Origin of the sequence: Pseudomonas alvandae, from assembly GCF_019141525.1 — a bacterium.
GTDB lineage: Bacteria > Pseudomonadota > Gammaproteobacteria > Pseudomonadales > Pseudomonadaceae > Aquipseudomonas > Aquipseudomonas alvandae.
Map to the genome: position 1 here is coordinate 5,226,709 of NZ_CP077080.1, position 13,115 is coordinate 5,239,823.

At 59.4% G+C, this 13,115-nt stretch carries 13 protein-coding genes; all 13 read right to left on the reverse strand.

From position 1 onward, the window contains the following. The 13 genes from lpxA to rpsB all read right to left on the reverse strand — a co-directional run bounded on the left by lpxA (nt 1) and on the right by rpsB (nt 12,868). The gene (gene lpxA / locus KSS97_RS23220; RefSeq protein ID WP_030139482.1) at nt 1-777 is read right to left on the reverse strand and encodes an acyl-ACP--UDP-N-acetylglucosamine O-acyltransferase; all 777 of its coding nucleotides are present in this window, start codon (nt 775-777) and stop codon (nt 1-3) included. After that, nucleotides 774-1,214, reverse strand: a complete 441-nt coding sequence (gene fabZ, locus KSS97_RS23225; protein WP_003184897.1) for a 3-hydroxyacyl-ACP dehydratase FabZ — start codon at nt 1,212-1,214, stop codon at nt 774-776. Before fabZ ends, lpxA begins: the two co-directional genes overlap by 4 nt. A 105-nt stretch (nt 1,215-1,319) precedes the next feature. Further along, complete coding sequence (gene lpxD, locus KSS97_RS23230) at nt 1,320-2,375, reverse strand: UDP-3-O-(3-hydroxymyristoyl)glucosamine N-acyltransferase (protein WP_217860235.1); 1,056 nt, start codon at nt 2,373-2,375, stop codon at nt 1,320-1,322. 3 nt (nt 2,376-2,378) lie between these two features. Beyond that, nucleotides 2,379-2,882: an OmpH/Skp family outer membrane protein gene (locus KSS97_RS23235; RefSeq protein ID WP_003184901.1), complete on the reverse strand. Its 504-nt coding sequence runs from the start codon at nt 2,880-2,882 to the stop codon at nt 2,379-2,381. 45 nt (nt 2,883-2,927) lie between these two features. Then, nucleotides 2,928-5,315: an outer membrane protein assembly factor BamA gene (gene bamA / locus KSS97_RS23240; protein ID WP_030139484.1), complete on the reverse strand. Its 2,388-nt coding sequence runs from the start codon at nt 5,313-5,315 to the stop codon at nt 2,928-2,930. A 74-nt stretch (nt 5,316-5,389) separates the two neighbouring features. Continuing rightward, nucleotides 5,390-6,742, reverse strand: coding sequence for an RIP metalloprotease RseP (gene rseP, locus KSS97_RS23245; protein WP_198796346.1), 1,353 nt, complete (start codon nt 6,740-6,742; stop codon nt 5,390-5,392). A 52-nt stretch (nt 6,743-6,794) separates the two neighbouring features. Continuing rightward, nucleotides 6,795-7,985 (reverse strand): 1-deoxy-D-xylulose-5-phosphate reductoisomerase, encoded by a 1,191-nt coding sequence (gene ispC / locus KSS97_RS23250; protein ID WP_217860236.1) that lies wholly within the window; start codon nt 7,983-7,985, stop codon nt 6,795-6,797. Continuing rightward, on the reverse strand, nt 7,982-8,788 hold the full coding sequence (locus tag KSS97_RS23255) for a phosphatidate cytidylyltransferase (RefSeq protein ID WP_030139487.1): 807 nt from the start codon (nt 8,786-8,788) through the stop codon (nt 7,982-7,984). The genes ispC and KSS97_RS23255 overlap by 4 nt, the downstream gene beginning before the upstream one ends. Continuing rightward, nucleotides 8,788-9,543 carry a polyprenyl diphosphate synthase gene (uppS, locus tag KSS97_RS23260; protein ID WP_030139488.1) on the reverse strand — a complete coding sequence of 252 codons (756 nt, stop codon included), beginning with the start codon at nt 9,541-9,543 and terminating at the stop codon, nt 8,788-8,790. Before uppS ends, KSS97_RS23255 begins: the two co-directional genes overlap by 1 nt. Before the next feature lie 13 nt (nt 9,544-9,556). Then, complete coding sequence (frr, locus tag KSS97_RS23265) at nt 9,557-10,114, reverse strand: ribosome recycling factor (protein ID WP_217860237.1); 558 nt, start codon at nt 10,112-10,114, stop codon at nt 9,557-9,559. After that, nucleotides 10,111-10,854 (reverse strand): UMP kinase, encoded by a 744-nt coding sequence (gene pyrH, locus KSS97_RS23270; RefSeq protein WP_003198235.1) that lies wholly within the window; start codon nt 10,852-10,854, stop codon nt 10,111-10,113. Before pyrH ends, frr begins: the two co-directional genes overlap by 4 nt. 214 nt (nt 10,855-11,068) lie before the next feature. Further along, complete coding sequence (gene tsf, locus KSS97_RS23275; RefSeq protein ID WP_030139490.1) at nt 11,069-11,935, reverse strand: translation elongation factor Ts; 867 nt, start codon at nt 11,933-11,935, stop codon at nt 11,069-11,071. Nucleotides 11,936-12,130: 195 nt separating this feature from the next. Continuing rightward, on the reverse strand, nt 12,131-12,868 hold the full coding sequence (rpsB, locus tag KSS97_RS23280; protein ID WP_003198231.1) for a 30S ribosomal protein S2: 738 nt from the start codon (nt 12,866-12,868) through the stop codon (nt 12,131-12,133). Between the last annotated feature and the right edge of the window lie 247 nt (nt 12,869-13,115).

Genomic DNA, 13,115 nt, shown 5'->3' on the forward strand with positions numbered 1-13,115 from the left:
TCAGCGCGTGATGCCGCGAGTCGATGACTGGATGGAATCACGGAATATCGCGACTTCCGGGAACTGCGTCGACGCTTCGGCCAGTTCGGCCAGCGCCTGCTCGACCGTCAGGCCCTGGCGATAGACCACCTTGTAGGCGCGGCGCAGCGCCGTAATCGCCTCTTCGCTGAAGCCACGACGACGCATGCCCTCGAAGTTCATGCTGCGGGCTTCGGCCGGGTTACCGAACACGGTGACGTATGCGGGAACGTCCTTGCCGATGGCCGTGCCCATGCCGGAGAAACTATGGGCGCCGATATGGCAATACTGGTGGACCAGGGTGAAGCCGGACAGGATCGCCCAGTCATCCACGTGCACATGGCCGGCCAACGCAGTGTTGTTGACCAGGATGCAATGGTTGCCGATGACGCTGTCGTGGCCGATGTGGGCATAGGCCATGATCAGGTTATGGTCGCCCAGTGTCGTTTCGGAACGGTCCTGGACGGTGCCACGGTGAATCGTCACGCCTTCGCGGATCACGTTGTGATCGCCGATGACCAGGCGGGTTTCTTCACCTTTGTATTTCAGATCGGGCGTGTCCTCGCCTACCGATGAAAACTGGTAGATGCGATTGTGCCGGCCGATTCGGGTCGGCCCCTTGAGAATTACGTGGGGGCCGATCACCGTGCCCTCGCCGATTTCCACACCTGCGCCGATGATCGACCAAGGGCCAACCTCGACATCGGCGGCCAGCACGGCCGACGGATCGATGATTGCGCGAGGGTCAATCAAACTCATAGTTTGCGTTCCGCGCAGATGATTTCAGCGGAGCAGACCGGCTTGCCATCGACCGAGGCCTGGCATTCGAACTTCCAGATCTGGCGCTTGCAACTGATGAACTTGGCCTCGAGGATCAATTGATCGCCCGGGGTCACTGGCTGGCGAAAGCGCAGCTTGTCGGAGCCGACGAAGTAGTAGAGCGTGCCATCGGCAGGCTTCACGTCGAGCATTTTGAAACCAAGGATCCCGGCAGCCTGAGCCATCGCTTCGATGATCAACACGCCCGGCATGATTGGATGCGCGGGGAAGTGGCCATTGAAGAACGGTTCGTTGATGCTGACATTCTTGTAGGCGCGAATGCGCTTGCCTTCAACATCCAGGTCCACGACCCGATCCACCAGCAGGAACGGGTAACGGTGAGGCAGGTATTCGCGAATCTCGTTGATGTCCATCATTTCGGGGGGAAGCCTATGTAAAGATTGGGAGCGCACGAGTGACGCGCACTCCGCTAGCAAATCAAGATGCCCTAACGGCTGTGCACACTTGATATGGAAATGGTATCAGCCATCTGATGAAGCATTACCGCCAGGGGTCACGTCCCCTACACGCTTTTCCACCTGCTTGAGGCGCCGCGCGATGTCGTCGAGCTGGCGGATACGCGCCGCGCTCTTGCGCCATTCGGCTGCCGGCTGCATGGCCGTACCGGATGAATAGGCGCCCGGCTCGGTAATCGAGTGGGTGACCATGGTCATGCCGGTCAGGAAAACGTTGTCACAGATTTCGATGTGACCTACCAGCCCTACGCCACCGGCCAGCATGCAATGCCTGCCGATCTTGGTACTGCCGGAAATGCCCACGCAAGCGGCCATGGCGGTATGGTCACCGACCTGGACGTTGTGGGCGATCTGGATCTGGTTGTCGAGCTTGACGCCGTTACCGATGACGGTGTCGGCCAGCGCACCACGGTCGATCGCGGTATTGACGCCAATCTCCACATCATCGCCAACGGTCACGCCACCGATCTGGGCGATCTTCTGCCAGACGCCTTTCTCGTTGGCAAAACCAAACCCTTCACCGCCCAGCACCGCGCCAGACTGAATCACCACCCGCTTGCCGATGCGCACATCGTGATACAGGGTGACGCGCGGAGCCAGCCAGCCACCCTCGCCGATCTCGCTACGCGCGCCGACAAAGCAGTGGGCGCCCAGCGTCACGCCAGCGCCAATCCGGGCCGCGCTTTCGATGACGACAAAAGGCCCTACACTGGCCGTGGGGTCAACGATCGCATCCGCCGCGATTACCGCACTGGGATGAATGCCCGCAGGCGATTTGGGCTTGGGGTCGAAAAGATGGGAAATCCGCGCATACGCCAGGTAAGGATCGGCCACGATCAGCGCATCGCCAGCAAACCCTTCGGCATCACCGGCCTTCAGCAACAGCGCTGCGGCCCGGCTGTCTGCCAGGTATTTGCGGTATTGGGGATTTGCCAGAAAGCTCAACTGAGCTGGGCCAGCCTCTTGCAAAGTGGCTAGCCCAGTAATTGCCCTCTCCGGGTCGCCACGCAGGGTGGCGCCGAGGAACTCAGCCAGTTGGCCGAGCTTGATAGTCGCTGTCATGGATTACTTCAGCTGGTTCATGCGCTCGATGACCTGGCGCGTGATGTCGTATTGAGGTTTGACATCGATCACTGCGCCGCGCTCGAACACCAGGTCGAAACCACCTTTCTTGATGACTTCTTCAACGGCGCTGTCGAGTTTCGGCTTGAGCTGCTTGAGCATTTCACGGTCAGCCACGGCTTTCGCTTCGTTCAGTTCCTTGGATTGGAACTGGAAGTCGCGGGCCTTCTGCTTGAATTCCAGCTCAAGACGCTCGCGCTCGCCCTGGGCCATCTTGTCACCACCGGCGACCAGACGATCCTGGATACCCTTGGCGCTGCTTTCCAGGCCCTTGAGCTTGGTCAGTTGCGGGCCGAACTTCTTCTCGGCGTCCACGGCGTATTTCTTCGCCGCATCGGATTCCAGCAGGGCCATCTGATAATTCAGCACGGCGATCTTCATGTCGGCAAAAGCCGGACCTGCGACCAGTACGGTCGCCAGGAGAACCAATTGAGTCAACTTACGCACGATGTACTCCTACAAAATCCATTGTCGTTATCTTGGGCCGGACACTTAGAACGTCTGGCCGAGGGAAAATTGGAACACTTGGGTTTCAGCGTCATCCGGTTTCTTGATCGGCATCGCCAGCGCGAAACTCAACGGGCCCAGCGCGGTGACCCAGGTCACGCCCACGCCGACGGAACTGGCAAGGTTGCTGAGGCTGATGTCGTTGCATTCTGCATTGGATGACGTGCCATTGTTGTTGGTGGCGTTATCGCAACTGGAGTCGAATACGTTACCCACGTCCCAGAATACAGAGGTACGCAGGGAGCGCTGGTCCTTGACGAACGGCATCGGGAACAGCACTTCAACCCCGCCCTGAATCAGGACGTTACCACCGAATGGAAGCGGATCCTGGTCCGGATCCCGGATGGTCCCTTGGTTGCCAGTGACGGCTGCGCCACGGCTCGGCGTACTGCGAGGCCCCAGGGTGCTGTCCTTGAAGCCGCGTACCGAGTTGAAACCACCCGCGTAGTAGTTCTCGTAGAACGGCAGGCCGTCAGTCGAACCGTAGCCATCGCCATAACCCAGCTCGGTGTGCAGGCGCATGGTGTAGTTATCGGTCAGCGGCTGGAACAGTTGGCCGCGATAATCGAGCTTGAAGAACGACAGGTCGCTGCCCGGTACGGTCGATTCAAGCACCAGGCTCTGGGAGTGACCACGTGTCGCCAATACGCCCTTGTTCAGGGTCGACTCGGACCAACCAACAGACGCCTTGAAGTTCAGGTACTTGTCGCCCTCCTTCTCGACGAAATCGAAGATCTCGTCAACGGTATAGCGGCCGGTGCTGATCTCGTCCTGCTGGGCGGTGAGCCCGAACGTAAGACGCGAAGTCTCGCTGATTGGATAACCTACGTTGACGCCGGCACCCAGGCTGTCAACTGCATAGCTGGAGACATCGGAATCGAGTTCGTCGTAGTCAGTGGTGCGATAGAAGGCGTTGTAGCCCAGGCTCACGCCGTCGGCGGTCCAGTAGGGGTCCACGTAGCCGAAGTTGTAGCGGGTCTGGTATTCGCTACGGGTCAGGCCGATGCTGACCTTGTTACCGGTACCGAGGAAGTTGTTCTGGGTGATCGAACCGCCCAGGATCAAGCCTGCGCTCTGGGCGAAACCGACGCTCGCGGTGATCGAACCGGAAGCCTGTTCCTCGACACTGTAGTTCACGTCAACCTGGTCATCGACGCCCGGTACGGCCGGGGTCTCGACGTTGACTTCCTTGAAGAAGCCGAGGCGCTCCAGGCGGGTCTTGGATTGGTCGATCAGGTAGGTCGAAGCCCAGCCACCTTCCATCTGGCGCATTTCACGGCGCAGCACTTCGTCCTCGGACTTGGTGTTGCCACGGAAGTTGATGCGATTGACGTAGGCGCGCTTGCCCGGGTCCACGGCAAAGGTGATGTCGACGGTATGGTCTTCATCGTGTGGCTGTGGCACGCCGTTGACGTTGGCGAAGGTGTAGCCCTCGTTACCGAGGCGACGGGTGATCAGCTCGGACGTGGTGGTCATCAGCTTGCGCGAGAATACCTGGCCCTTCTGCACCAGCAGAAGCGACTTGACCTGGTCTTCAGGGACCTTCAGGTCGCCGCTGAGCTTGACGTCACGAACGGTGTATTTCTCGCCTTCGTTGACGTTGACGGTGATGTAGACGTGCTTCTTGTCCGGGGTAATGGACACCTGGGTCGAAGCAATGTCCATGTTGATGTAGCCACGGTCCAGGTAGTAGGAACGCAGGCGCTCCAGGTCACCGGAGAGTTTTTCACGGGCGTACTTGTCGTCGTTCTTGAAGAACGACAACCAGTTGGTGGTCTTGAGTTCGAACAGGTCGATCAGGTCTTCGTCTGGGAAAACCGTATTGCCTACCACGTTGATGTGCTGGATGGCGGCGACGGTGCCTTCGTTGATGTTCACCTTCAGGCCAACGCGGTTGCGCGGTTGCGGGACGACTTCGGTATCAACGGTGGCCGAGTAGCGGCCCTGGGCAACGTACTGGCGTTGCAACTCGTTACGAACGCCTTCGAGTGTCGCGCGCTGGAAGATCTCGCCTTCCGCCAGGCCCGATTGCTTCAGGCCTTTCATCAGGTCTTCGGTGGAGATCGCCTTGTTGCCCTCGATCTCGATACTGGCGACCGATGGGCGCTCGACTACCGTGATGACCAAGACATTGCCGTCGCGGCCCAGCTGGATATCTTGAAAGAACCCGGTCTTGAACAACGCACGAGTGGATTCCACCAGGCGCCGATCATCCGCCTGCTCGCCGACGTTCAGCGGCAAGGCACCAAAGACGCTACCCGCGGAAACCCGCTGGAGGCCGTTGACGCGAATATCAGAGATAGTGAAGGACTCGGCGTGAACTTCGGCGATCATCAATACGGTGAGAACCGCAGTTAGCAGCAGACGTTTCATGAAGTCCTTTCTTATTCCAACTGGCAATAAACAAACTGCCGCAAAATGCGGCAGATTCGCAATTCAGCGAAGCGTTACAGACGACCCAGATCGTTGACCAAGGCAAGCAACATCACCCCGACCACCAAGCTGATACCGATCTGTATCCCCCAACCTTGCACCCGATCCGACAAGGGACGACCACGCGCCCACTCGATCAGATAAAACAGCAGATGCCCCCCATCCAGTACCGGGATGGGCAGCAAATTCAGAACCCCCAGGCTAATGCTCAGATAAGCAAGGAAATTCAGGAAATCAGCAACGCCCGACTGGGCAGAAGCGCCCGCCACTTTAGCAATGGTTATCGGTCCACTCAAGTTTTTTACCGAGAGCTCGCCGAACAACATTTTCTTCAGCGAGTCGAGGGTCAGGACACTCATGGTCCAAGTACGCCGCACACCCTCGCCGATTGCCGCGACAGGACCGAAGCTGACCTCCCGGATCATTTCCGGTGGCCAGTCGACCGCCTTGACGCCAGCCCCCAGGTAACCGGTCGGCGCTTTGCTCTCACCGCGGGCAGCCAAGGCGACAGGGACGTCGATTGAAGCACCATCGCGCTCGACACGCAGCATGATTTTGGTATCAGGGCGAACACGAACCGAGTCGACGACCTGTTGCCAGTCACTGACAGGCTGGCCGTCGAATGCCAGCAAACGGTCACCGGTTTTCAGGCCAGCAGCGCTAGCCGGGCCTTTCGGATCGAGTTCGGCAAGCACGGGCGGCAGAGCGGGACGCCATGGGCGAATCCCCAGGGAACGGATCGGGTCGGGTTCATCGGCGCCCTTGAGCCAGTTGTCGAGGACCAGCTCCCGAGGCGAGTCCGCCGTCGAGCCCTGTTCACGCACCATCAATTGCAGCGAGCCGCTTTCACCCAGGCGACGTACCAACTGCAAGTTGACCGCAGCCCAACCCGATGTCGGCTCGCCGTCGATGGCAACGATTTCCTGGCCCGCGCCCAACCCGGCCCGCGCCGCAACGCTACCCGCCTCGACCGCGCCGATGACAGGCCGTACCTGCTCACTGCCCAGCATGGCCAGCGCCCAGAAAAACACCATGGCCAGCAGGAAGTTGGCAATCGGGCCCGCCGCGACGATAGCGATGCGCTGACGGACGGTCTTTCGATTGAAAGACTGATCAAGCTGATCGGCCGGGACTTCGCCTTCGCGCTCATCGAGCATCTTGACGTAGCCGCCCAGTGGGATGGCTGCCACGACGAACTCAGTGCCTTTCTTGTCATGCCAGCGCAACAACGGCATGCCGAAACCGACGGAAAAGCGCAGAACCTTGACGCCACAGCGACGCGCGACCCAGAAATGGCCGAATTCGTGAAAAGTGACCAGCACCCCCAGTGCAACCAGGGTGCCGACAATCATATAGAGCGCGCTCATCTGTTTTCTCCACAATCCTGCCTGGGACAACCCTGGCTAACGTACCGCAGCCTTAGCGCCCGTGGCGCTGCAACCATCGGCCCGTCAGCTCGCGAGCCCTGGCATCCGCCGTGAATACCGCATCGAGGTCATCGAGCGAAACCACGGCTTCGAGATTCAAGACCTCCTCGATGATACTCGCGATCTCGAGGTAGCGGACACGCCCATCGAGAAACGCTGCAACTGCCACCTCGTTGGCGGCGTTAAGCATGGCCGGCGCGCTGTTGCCCGCCTCGGCCGCCTGTCGCGCCAGGCGCAGGCAGGGAAAACGTTGCTCATCGGGCGCCTGGAAGTCCAGCCGAGCAATGGCAAACAGGTCCAAGGGTGCGACACCTGAATCAATCCGCTCCGGCCAGGCCAAAGCATTGGCAATAGGTGTGCGCATGTCCGGATTACCCAACTGGGCCAGCACCGAGCCATCTACATAGTCCACAAGGGAGTGGATAACGCTTTGTGGATGGATGACCACCTCGACCTGGGCCGGCTTTGCATCGAACAGCCAGCAGGCCTCGATGAGTTCCAGCCCCTTGTTCATCATGCTGGCCGAATCCACGGAGATCTTGCGCCCCATGGACCAGTTCGGATGAGCGCAAGCCTGGTCGGGTGAAACATGCACCAATTCTTCCAGCGGTGTCTGCCGGAAGGGACCACCAGAGGCTGTCAGAAGAATCCTCCTGACACCGACCGCACCCAGGCCACGGGAAAAATCCCGGGGCATGCATTGAAAAATCGCGTTGTGTTCGCTGTCGATAGGCAGCAGCACCGAGCCACTCTTGCGCACCGCCTGCATGAACAGCGCACCCGACATCACCAGCGCTTCCTTGTTGGCCAGCAGGATTTTCTTGCCAGCCTCCACCGCCGCCAGCGTTGGACGCAAGCCCGCCGCGCCGACAATCGCTGCCATCACGGCATCGACTTCAGGATCGGAGGCCACCTGACACAAGCCCTCCTCCCCCACCAGTACGCGCGTCTGCAAGCCGGCCGCATTCAGGTCATCCTGCAATGCCCGAGCCACGCCGGCCTCGGGCACCACGGCAAACCGCGGCGCATGGCGAATGCACAGCGCCAGCAGCTCGTTGAGGCGAGTAAAGCCGCTGAGGGCGAATACCTGATAGCGCTCCGGGTGCCGGCCAATCACATCCAGCGTACTGAGACCTATCGAACCGGTGGCCCCCAGGACGGTAATCTGCTGGGGACGACTCACGATGCCGCCATCCACAACAGCACCGCGAAGATCGGTATCGCGGCGGTCAGGCTGTCGATGCGATCCAGCACGCCACCATGGCCAGGCAGCAGGTTACTGCTGTCCTTGATTCCGGATTGGCGCTTGAACATGCTTTCGGTCAGGTCACCGACCACGGACACGAACACGATCAGGGCGGCGCCAAACAGCCCCATCAGCAATTGCGCGACCGTCCAGTCCCGCACGAAGCCGACCACGGTGGTGATCACCAGGCTCAAGGCCAGGCCGCCATAGACGCCTTCCCAGCTTTTGCCTGGACTGACCTTTGGCGCGAGCTTGCGCTTGCCAAACGCCCGACCGGAGAAGTAAGCCCCGACATCGGCGCCCCAGACCAACACCATAACCGCCATGATCTGCCAGTTGCCCAGCGCCCCCTGCTTGATCCAGATCAGCCCTTGCCAGGCCGGCAGCAGGATCAGCAGGCCGATCACCAGCTTGGTCGCCGCATTGGCCCAATGGTGCGTCGTCCGCGGGTAGGTCAGGACCAGGAAAGTCGCCATCGCCCACCACAGCACCGCAGCGCCCAGCACCCAAGGCGCAAGGCCAGGCACCACGTACATGATGAACAACATGGCCGCCACAGCCGCCGCGTAGGCCACGCGCGCCGACTGTGCAGGGAAACCCGCCAGCCGAGCCCATTCCCAAGCCCCCAAGGTCACGACCAGGCCGATGAACAGTGCAAAACTGCCACCCTCGAGCAGGAAAAAGCCGCCCAAGGCAATGGGCAGCAGGATCAGGGCAGTGATGATTCGTTGTTTGAGCATTAAACCCGGGCTCCAGCTTCGATCTGCTCGCTCGTTTTACCGAAACGACGCTGACGGGAAGCGAAATCGGCCAGTGCGGTGCGCATGGCTTCGTGTTTGAAGTCCGGCCAGAACAGGTCGGAGAAATACAGCTCGGCGTAAGCCAGCTGCCAGAGCAGGAAATTACTGATGCGGTGCTCGCCACCGGTGCGGATGCACAAGTCAGGCAACGGCAAGTCGCCGGTCGCCAGACAGGTTTGCAGCAGGTCGGGTGTAATGTCCTCGGGGCGCAGATGGCCCGCCTGGACTTCCCGCGCCAGTCGCTGGGCCGCCTGGGCGATGTCCCACTGCCCGCCATAGTTGGCGGCAATTTGCAGGACAAACCGATCAGCGCCCGCCGTGGCGGACTCGGCTTCACGCATGGCAGCTTGCAGCTCCGGATGAAAACGCGAACGATCGCCAATGATCCGCAGGCTGATTTTGTTCTCATCCAGACGCTTGGCCTCACGCCGCAACGCCTTGAGGAACAGATCCATCAAGGCGCTGACCTCATCGGCCGGACGTTGCCAGTTTTCGCTGGAAAAGGCGAACAGGGTGAGCACCTCGACCCCAGCCTCCGCGCACACCTCGATGACCGCACGAACCGCATCAACCCCAGCCTTGTGCCCGGCGACACCGGGCATGAAGCGTTTCTTGGCCCAGCGGTTATTGCCGTCCATGATGATCGCCACGTGGCGCGGCACCGCGAACGGCACGGCCTGCTTGGTCTTATCCATTAAAGCGAGACCCTTATACGGCCATCAGGTCTTTTTCTTTCTCGTCCGTGGCCTTGGTGATCTGGGCCTCGGATTCCTTGGTCAACTTATCGATATCAGCAATGGCACGACGCTCTTCGTCTTCACTGATTGCCTTGTCCTTGACCAGCTTCTTCAACTCACCCAACGCGTCACGACGAATATTGCGCACGGCAACACGCGCGTCTTCCGCTGCGCTACGGGCCTGTTTGGTGAAGCCTTTGCGCGTTTCCTCGGTGAGGGCCGGCATCGGGATCAGCAGCAGCTCACCCAGGTTGGTTGGATTGAGGTTCAGACCGGCGCTCTGGATGGCCTTGTCTACAGCGGCGAGCATGTTGCGCTCGAAAGCCACGACCTGCAGGGTCCGCGAATCTTTCACGGTGACGTTGGCGACGCTGCTCAGCGGTGTGTCAGCGCCGTAGTAAGGCACCATGACGCTGCCGAGGATGCTCGGGTGAGCCTTGCCGGTACGAATCTGGCCGAATGCGTGGGCCAGAGACTCCAAGGACTTCTGCATGCGCTCTTGAGCGTCTTTCTTGATTTCGTTGATCATTGTTGAACTTCCTCGATCAGTGTTCCTTCGGCGCCGCCATGGACGATGTTCAGCAGGGCGCCAGGCTTGTTCATATTGAAAACGCGCAACGGCATCTTATGGTCGCGGCACAGGCAGATAGCCGTCAGGTCCATGACACCCAGCTTGCGATCCAGCACTTCATCGTAGGTCAGATGATCGAACTTCTCGGCATGCGGGTCTTTGAACGGGTCGGCGGTATACACACCATCCACCTTGGTTGCCTTGAGCACGACATCGGCATCGATCTCGATCGCTCGCAGGCAGGCTGCGGAATCCGTGGTGAAGAACGGATTACCGGTACCGGCGGCAAAAATCACCACTTCCTTGGAGTTGAGGTGGCGCATGGCTTTGCGGCGATCGTAGTGATCGGTCACGCCAACCATGGAAATGGCCGACATCACGATGGCCGAAATATTGGCACGCTCCAGTGCGTCGCGCATAGCCAGGGCGTTCATCACAGTGGCCAGCATGCCCATGTGGTCGCCCGTGACCCGATCCATGCCGGCCGCGCTCAGCGCTGCGCCACGGAACAGGTTGCCGCCGCCGATGACCAGCCCGACCTGAACGCCGATCCCGACCAACTGGCCCACTTCCAGGGCCATGCGATCCAGCACTTTCGGGTCGATCCCGAACTCCTCCGAGCCCATCAGGGCCTCGCCGCTAAGCTTGAGTAGAATGCGTTTATAGCGAGCCTGATAACCACTGCCCTGCTGAGCCATTGCGAATCTCTCCTGCGGCGTATTTTTTCAAAAAATTCTTAACGGACTGTTTGCAGCCTCGTTCACTCTAGCTTGACGCTGACACAGCGCCATCGGAACACGGCTTTGTAAGCCAGTTCCGACAGGAAACCAATAAAAATCGGCATCCCCATCCGAAAAGAGGCTGCGCGCGTTAAGCGGGCAGCCTCTTCTGGGCGACGTTATGGAAACCGTCTTATTGCTTGCTGGCAGCAGCTACCTGGGCAGCAACTTCTTCAGCGAAGTTGTCGACCGGCTTCTCGATGCCTTCGCCCACTTTGAAGTAGGTGAAGGAAACGATTTCAGCACCGGCTTTCTTCGCCAGGTCGCCGACCTTGATTTCCGGGTTTTTGACGAAAGCCTGCTCAACCAGGCTGGCTTCGGCCAGGAACTTGGAGATACGGCCGCTGACCATTTTCTCGGCGATTTCGGCAGGCTTGCCTTTCAGCTTCTCTTCGTTCAGCTGCAGGAAAACGCCCTTCTCGCGCTCGATCGCTTCAGCCGAAACGTCGGACGGCAGCAGGAACTCAGGGTTGGTTGCAGCTACGTGCATGGCGATGTCTTTCGCCAGCTCGGTATCGCCGCCCTTCAGGACAACTGCGACACCGATCTTGTTACCGTGCAGGTAGGTACCGACCACGTCACCTTCAACGCGAACCAGGCGACGGATGTTGACGTTCTCGCCGGTCTTGCCAACCAGGACCAGGCGCGCTTCTTCCTGAGCTTCGATCAGCGGAGCTGCGTCGGTCAGTTTGTCAGCGAAGGCTTTGTCGACGCTGGCAGCGACGAATGCCTTGAAGTCGTCCTGCAGAGCCAGGAAGTCGGTCTGGGAGTTGACTTCCAGCAGAACGGCGGCTTTACCGTCGTCCTTGATGGCGATGGCGCCTTCAGCGGCAACGTTGCCAGCTTTCTTGGCAGCCTTGATGGCGCCCGAAGCACGCATGTCATCAATGGCTTTCTCGATGTCGCCGCCAGCCTTGGTCAAGGCTTTCTTGCAGTCCATCATGCCTTCGCCGGTACGCTCGCGCAGTTCTTTGACCAACGCTGCAGTAATCTCTGCCATTTCAAAATCCTCTTGGATAGGTTTTCAACCATTCCACCCGACCGAACGGGCGATCAATTCTTCCTGGAAAACCACTGCTTATAGACCGCGACAAGTTACAAACAGGTAGCTGCGCTGGCGACAAGTGGTTTTCGAGGTGGCAAAAAGGGGGCCAAGCCCCCTTTTTGCTTACTGAGTCAACGCCAGGGGCGTCGATTACTCAGCGGCTGCTGCCGGAGCTTCTTCAGCGAAGACTTCGGTGCCGCCATTAACATTGTTGCGACCACGGATCACAGCGTCAGCCATCGAACCCATGTACAGCTGGATGGCGCGAATGGCGTCATCGTTGCCTGGGATGATGTAGTCAACGCCTTCCGGGCTGCTGTTGGTATCGACAACGCCGATGACCGGGATACCCAGCTTGTTGGCTTCGGTGATCGCGATGCGCTCGTGGTCAACGTCGATCACGAACAGTGCGTCAGGCAGACCGCCCATGTCCTTGATACCGCCCAGGGAGCGGTCCAGCTTCTCAAGATCGCGAGTGCGCATCAGCGCTTCTTTCTTGGTCAGCTTGGCGAAAGTACCGTCTTCGGACTGGACTTCAAGATCACGCAGACGCTTGATGGAAGCGCGGATGGTCTTGAAGTTGGTCAGCATGCCGCCCAACCAGCGGTGATCGACGTACGGCGAACCGCAACGTGCTGCTTCTTCAGCAACGATCTTGCCAGCGGAACGCTTGGTGCCGACGAACAGAATCTTGTTTTTGCCCTGGGCCAGGCGCTCTACGAAGGTCAGTGCTTCGTTGAACATCGGCAGGGTTTTTTCAAGGTTGATGATGTGGATCTTGTTACGCGCGCCGAAAATGTACTTGCCCATTTTCGGGTTCCAGTAACGGGTCTGGTGACCGAAGTGCACACCGGCCTTCAGCATATCGCGCATGTTGACTTGGGACATGATAGTTCCTTGATAAGTCGGGTTTGGCCTCCACGTATCCCAATGACCAACCAGCGGCTATATAAGCCGAAGGCACCCAGGTCATCGTGTCGACACGTGTGTGGATTTAAGCTTACGGGGTCATCCCCGGAAAGCGGCGCATTTTATACCACAGCAAGGGCGAAAACGGAACACGGATTCTGAAATCCCGGCAAAGCCCCCTTCCCACAGCCCTTTCATGGTTCATGGATGTACACCCATATAGAGA

Coding starts and splice junctions, on each gene's coding strand:
- lpxA (WP_030139482.1), bottom strand. CDS start 777: ATGAGTTTGATTGACCCTCGCGCAATCATCGATCCGTCGGCCGTGCTG.
- fabZ (WP_003184897.1), bottom strand. CDS start 1,214: ATGATGGACATCAACGAGATTCGCGAATACCTGCCTCACCGTTACCCG.
- lpxD (WP_217860235.1), bottom strand. CDS start 2,375: ATGACAGCGACTATCAAGCTCGGCCAACTGGCTGAGTTCCTCGGCGCC.
- bamA (WP_030139484.1), bottom strand. CDS start 5,315: ATGAAACGTCTGCTGCTAACTGCGGTTCTCACCGTATTGATGATCGCC.
- rseP (WP_198796346.1), bottom strand. CDS start 6,742: ATGAGCGCGCTCTATATGATTGTCGGCACCCTGGTTGCACTGGGGGTG.
- KSS97_RS23255 (WP_030139487.1), bottom strand. CDS start 8,788: ATGCTCAAACAACGAATCATCACTGCCCTGATCCTGCTGCCCATTGCC.
- uppS (WP_030139488.1), bottom strand. CDS start 9,543: ATGGATAAGACCAAGCAGGCCGTGCCGTTCGCGGTGCCGCGCCACGTG.
- frr (WP_217860237.1), bottom strand. CDS start 10,114: ATGATCAACGAAATCAAGAAAGACGCTCAAGAGCGCATGCAGAAGTCC.
- pyrH (WP_003198235.1), bottom strand. CDS start 10,854: ATGGCTCAGCAGGGCAGTGGTTATCAGGCTCGCTATAAACGCATTCTA.
- tsf (WP_030139490.1), bottom strand. CDS start 11,935: ATGGCAGAGATTACTGCAGCGTTGGTCAAAGAACTGCGCGAGCGTACC.
- rpsB (WP_003198231.1), bottom strand. CDS start 12,868: ATGTCCCAAGTCAACATGCGCGATATGCTGAAGGCCGGTGTGCACTTC.